1 rRNA gene is annotated in these 1,381 nt (G+C 51.5%); it reads left to right on the forward strand.

The features are described from left to right. A 23S ribosomal RNA gene (locus tag ABWW33_RS32945) occupies positions 1-1,349 on the forward strand; the annotation flags it as partial. Between the last annotated feature and the right edge of the window lie 32 nt (positions 1,350-1,381).

The raw sequence follows: 1,381 nt of genomic DNA on the forward strand, positions 1-1,381 counted from the left end.
CTGAAGCAATCGGAAGTGGTTCCAAGAAAAGCCTCTAAGCTTCAGTCATACGAGACCGTACCGCAAACCGACACAGGTGGGCGAGATGAGTATTCTAAGGCGCTTGAGAGAACTCGGGAGAAGGAACTCGGCAAATTGGTACCGTAACTTCGGGAAAAGGTACGCCCTTGTAGCTTGACTGGCTTGCGCCAGAAGGGTGAACGGGTTGCAATAAACTGGTGGCTGCGACTGTTTAATAAAAACACAGCACTCTGCAAACACGAAAGTGGACGTATAGGGTGTGACGCCTGCCCGGTGCTGGAAGATTAAATGATGGGGTGCAAGCTCTTGATTGAAGTCCCAGTAAACGGCGGCCGTAACTATAACGGTCCTAAGGTAGCGAAATTCCTTGTCGGGTAAGTTCCGACCTGCACGAATGGCGTAACGATGGCCACACTGTCTCCTCCCGAGACTCAGCGAAGTTGAAGTGTTTGTGATGATGCAATCTACCCGCGGCTAGACGGAAAGACCCCATGAACCTTTACTGTAGCTTTGCATTGGACTTTGAACCAATCTGTGTAGGATAGGTGGGAGGCTTTGAAGCGGGGACGCCAGTTCTCGTGGAGCCAACCTTGAAATACCACCCTGGTTTGTTTGAGGTTCTAACCTTGGTCCGTTATCCGGATCGGGGACAGTGCATGGTAGGCAGTTTGACTGGGGCGGTCTCCTCCTAAAGTGTAACGGAGGAGTTCGAAGGTACGCTAGGTACGGTCGGACATCGTGCTAATAGTGCAATGGCATAAGCGTGCTTAACTGCGAGACTGACAAGTCGAGCAGGTACGAAAGTAGGACATAGTGATCCGGTGGTTCTGTATGGAAGGGCCATCGCTCAACGGATAAAAGGTACTCTGGGGATAACAGGCTGATTCCTCCCAAGAGTTCATATCGACGGGGGAGTTTGGCACCTCGATGTCGGCTCATCACATCCTGGGGCTGTAGCCGGTCCCAAGGGTATGGCTGTTCGCCATTTAAAGTGGTACGTGAGCTGGGTTTAAAACGTCGTGAGACAGTTTGGTCCCTATCTGCCGTGGGCGTTGGAAATTTGAAGGGGGCTGCTCCTAGTACGAGAGGACCGGAGTGGACAGACCTCTGGTGTACCGGTTGTCACGCCAGTGGCATTGCCGGGTAGCTAAGTCTGGAAGAGATAACCGCTGAAAGCATCTAAGCGGGAAACTTGCCTTAAGATGAGATTTCCCAGAGCCTTGAGCTCTTTGAAGGGTCGTTCGAGACCAGGACGTTGATAGGTCAGGTGTGGAAGTGCAGTAATGCATTAAGCTAACTGATACTAATTGCCCGTACGGCTTGTCCCTATAACCTTGGCAGGTTATGGTGAATGAGAAGT

Source organism: Duganella hordei (assembly GCF_040369125.1).
In the GTDB taxonomy this organism is placed as follows: domain Bacteria; phylum Pseudomonadota; class Gammaproteobacteria; order Burkholderiales; family Burkholderiaceae_D; genus Rugamonas; species Rugamonas hordei.